The sequence below is a fragment of the Paenibacillus sp. 598K genome (assembly GCF_003851045.1).
GTDB lineage: Bacteria > Bacillota > Bacilli > Paenibacillales > Paenibacillaceae > Paenibacillus_D.
Genome location: NZ_BFBX01000126.1, coordinates 829 through 4,850 on the forward strand (window position 1 = coordinate 829; position 4,022 = coordinate 4,850).

At 64.6% G+C, this 4,022-nt stretch carries 3 protein-coding genes; all 3 read right to left on the reverse strand.

Going from position 1 to position 4,022, the window contains the following annotated elements:
* Positions 1-1,331: hydantoinase B/oxoprolinase family protein (locus PA598K_RS28975; RefSeq protein ID WP_260405664.1), on the reverse strand; the 1,331-nt coding region annotated here is incomplete at its 3' end.
* Entirely contained in the window at positions 1,328-3,424 is a 2,097-nt protein-coding gene (locus PA598K_RS28980) for a hydantoinase/oxoprolinase family protein (RefSeq protein WP_128660280.1), read from the reverse strand. The genes PA598K_RS28975 and PA598K_RS28980, both read right to left, overlap by 4 nt.
* Positions 3,425-3,555: 131 nt before the next feature.
* On the reverse strand, positions 3,556-4,022 hold a 467-nt coding region (locus PA598K_RS28985; protein WP_148092007.1), incomplete at its 5' end, for a M24 family metallopeptidase.

Genomic DNA, 4,022 nt, shown 5'->3' on the forward strand with positions numbered 1-4,022 from the left:
GGCCAAGCGCCCGCGCCTGCCGCGCACCCGCCGCGCATCTCGAACTTGTGCAGGAAGCACGGATTGATCAGCTCGAACATCTCCGGGTCCTGCGCCGAGATCGCGCCGCCGGAGGCGATCAGGCCGATATGGTCGTATCCGTCGGCGCCCTCGGTGCCGCCGCTGCCGCCCTTGCACGCATTGATCATAATGTCGACATATGGCGTTCCCTTGCGCGGGTCGGTGCCGTTCATGATCGAGCAGAGCAGCGGATTCCAGCCCGCCGTGACCCGTCCTGGCAGCGCCTCGGAGAGCGCCAGCATGACCGCCGAGACGATCTGGTCGCTCAGATGGTTGCCGAAGCCGGAGGCCGCCGGATAGCGGGGGTTCAACATGGTGCCCTCGGGCACGACAAAGCGGATGCAGCGCTTGATCGCCTCGTTGTGCGCGATCTCCTGCTCGCTCAGCATAAAGAAGGCGATCATCACCGAGGAGACCGTCACCGGCAGCGGCGCATTGACATACCCCGGCGTCTGCGGATGGGTGCCGGTGAAGTCGACCGTCATCTGCTCGTCCTCAACGATGACCTTGACGTCGATGTTCATCCGGGCTTCGTGGTCAAAGCCGTTGTCGTTGGCCCACCAGCGCGCCGTATACTCGCCGTTCGGAATCTCGCTGATAATCCGCTTGGCCATCCGCTCGGTCGAGTTGAAGATCTCCTCCACCGCCTCGTCGAATACCGGGATCGTATAACGGCCGATCAAGGCCATCAGCTCGCGCTCGCCGACAGTGCAACCGCCGATCATCGCCTGGATATCGTCTGCGACGATCGGCAGGCGGACGTTGCCGAACACGAAGTCCCACACATCGCGACGCTTGCGGTTGCCCTCGTAGATGCGCAGCGGCGTAATCCGCAGCCCCTCCTGCCACAGGTCGGTCGCATACGGGTTGTACGAGCCGGGCACCGAGCCGCCCACGTCCGCCTGGTGAGCCGTGATCGCCGTCCAGGCGACCAACTGGCCCTCCAGGAAGACCGGCTTGATCACCTTCCAGTCGGACAGTTGATTGCCCCCGGTGTACGGGTCGTTGTGCAGGAAGGCGTCGCCCGGATGCACATCGTCGCCGAAGTAATCGATGACCGCCTGTACGCCCGGCCCCGTCGCATAGCCAAGGATCGGGATATATTCCGTCTGCTCGATGAGCGCGCCGGCGGCGCTGTAGATGCCGAGGGAGAAGTCGCGACCCTCTACGAGCAACGGCGAATGCGCGCTCCGCTCGATGACGACGCCCATCTGCCGGCCGATCGCCTTGAGCCGATTGGCGATGACCGATATCGTAATCTGATCCATCATACTCGCTCCCCTTTCTCGACATCCCGCATGATGAAGCTGCCATGATTGCCATATGCCAGCTCGAAGCCTGTCGGCACGATAATCGTCGTCGTGATCAGCTCGACGATGCACGGTCCTTGAAGCTGCGTACCGGCCTTCATCGTCTCTCCGTCATAGATCGGCGTCTCCACCGACTGGCGCAGCGCCGGATCGTACATCCGTCGGCTGCCGCGCGGCTGCGGCTGCTCGCCAGCTGCCGCTTGCTCCGAGCGCGGCAGCTCGAACACCGCCTGCTTGCCCCGGCACGAGAGGCGCAGATTGACGACCTCCAGCTCGTGATGGCGCAGGTCAAAGCCGTACAACCGCTCATGCTCCTGATGGAACAGCTCCTCGATCGGCGCTTTGTCGCCTGCCAGCAGGAGCGCTTCGTCGAACTCGATCGTCACCTCGTAATGCTGGCCGCTGTAGCGCATATCGATGCCAACGATCACCTCGCGCTTCGACACCGTCACGCCTTCCTGACCGAGCGCCTGCCAGCCCTCGTGACGCGACGCGCGGAGCATCGCCTCGATCAGCGGCAGCTCGATGTGGCGCCAGCTATGCTGGAAGCTCTTGACGTAGTCGTGCCGCAGATCCGAGGCCAGCATGCCGACTGCGCACAGCACCGACGAATACTTCGGGATGATCATCTCGGTCATCCCCAGCTCGCGGGCCATCATCGCCGCATGCACCGGGGCCGCCCCGCCGGCCACGACCATCGGAAATTCGCGCGGATCATGCCCGTTCTGCACCGTGATCTCCTTGATGCCGCCGGTCATGTTGAGGTTGGAGATCGTGTAGATGCCATAGGCGGCCTCCTCGACGCTCAGGCCGAGCGGCTCGGCGATATGCTCGCGGATCGCGCGCTCTGCCAGCTCGACATCGAGCCTCATCTCGCCGCCGAGGAAGTAGTCGCCATCGAGATAGCCGAGCACCAGATCGGCATCGGAGCAGGTCGGCAGCTTGCCGCCGCGTCCATAGCAGGCTGGTCCCGGTCTCGCGCCCGCGCTCTGCGGGCCGACGCGCAGGAGGCCGCCGTCGTCGATCCAGGCGATGCTGCCGCCGCCGGAGCCGATCGAGTGGATATCCGCCATCGGCAGCGCGAGATGATTGCGGTTGATCTCGCCTTCCTTGCGGATCGTCACCTCGCCGCCCCGGATGATCGACGCCTCGAACGAGGTGCCGCCCATATCGATGACGATCGCCTCCTCGCGACCATAAGCGCGGGCAAAGGCGCTGCCTGCCACCGGGCCTCCGGCCGGTCCAGAGAGCACCGTCGTCGCCGGGATCGTCGCCACGTTGTCCGGGCTGGTGATCCCGCCGTTGGACTGCATGATCAGCAGCTCGCCGCTGCGGAAGCCCTGCTCGCGTAGCGCGCCCAGCAGCCGGTCGATGTATGTCTGGAGCACCGGCCCGACATACGCGTTCATCACCGTCGTGCTCACGCGGTTGTAGAGGCGCACCATTGGTGACACCTCCGCCGAGTGGGTGACGAACACGTCAGGCAGCAGCTCGCGCAACCGTGCAGCCGCCGCCTCTTCGTTGGCGGGATTGGCGTGGGCGTGCATAAAACAGATCGCCACCGCCTCGACGCCTTCCTCGCGGAACAGCCGGGCCGCCGCCTCCAGCTCGCCATCCTCGACCGGCTTCAGCAGCAGGCCGGCGGCATCCGTCCGCTCTCGCAGCCCGATCCGCAGATCCCGCTCGACGAGCGGCGCAGGCGCGACATATTTGTTGTTGAAGAGATGCTCCTTGCTGCGCACGCCCCGGCGCATCTGGAGGATGTCCCGGAAGCCCGCGGTCGTCAGCAGCCCGGTCTTGGCGCCCCTGCCCGTCAGCACCGCGTTGGTCGTCACCGTCGTGCCATGGACGATCAGCCGGGTCTGCTCCAGCAGCTCGCTGCGGCTCAGCGATAGCTTGGCGGCGAGACTCTCCAGTCCGTTCAGCACGCCGATCGACGGATCGGCAGGCGTCGAGGACGCCTTGTCGATCACCTGCTCGCCCGACTCGGTATTGAAGGCTACCAGGTCCGTGAACGTCCCGCCCACATCGATACCCAGTGTAAATCTGCTCATGATTGCTCCCCTTTCAGTACATAAAATGCAGGGCCGTCACGCACCTCTGCTGGATGCGACAGCGCCCGTCACGACTGCACGACCTCATACGACGTCGTCTGCTACAACTGCACGATCTCATACGGCGACATCTACAGCTGCACGATCTCATACGGCAGCTTGCTCAGTCCGCGCGCCTCCTCGTCTCCGACGACAAACACATCGGCAATACTTGCCCCCACCTCTTCATCGGCATCTGCAAAGTTAGGATGAATACTGACGACCATCCCCGGCTCCAATACTTCGTCTCCCTCGTCGGCGATAACCGGGATATCGTGATCGATCCCGATGCCATGCCCGTGCCAGATGCCCGTCACTGCCTGCACGCCGTCGCCGTGCGCGCGGATCAGCTGGCCGAGCTCGCTTACCCGCATGCCTGGCCGGATCACGCGCTTGATGTCCGCCATCGCCTGCACGCAAGCCTCGCCGATCGCCATCGCCTTGTCGGAGGGTTGTCCGAGCGCGAATAGACCCGCCTTCTCCACCCAGTAGCCATTGGCATCGATCAGCTCGACATACGCCGTGACCAGACGGTCGCCCCGCAGCGGCGTCAGCGTCG

Excerpts from the sequence above, each read along its gene's own strand:
- PA598K_RS28980 (WP_128660280.1), bottom strand. The coding sequence starts at position 3,424 with ATGAGCAGATTTACACTGGGTATCGATGTGGGCGGGACGTTCACGGAC.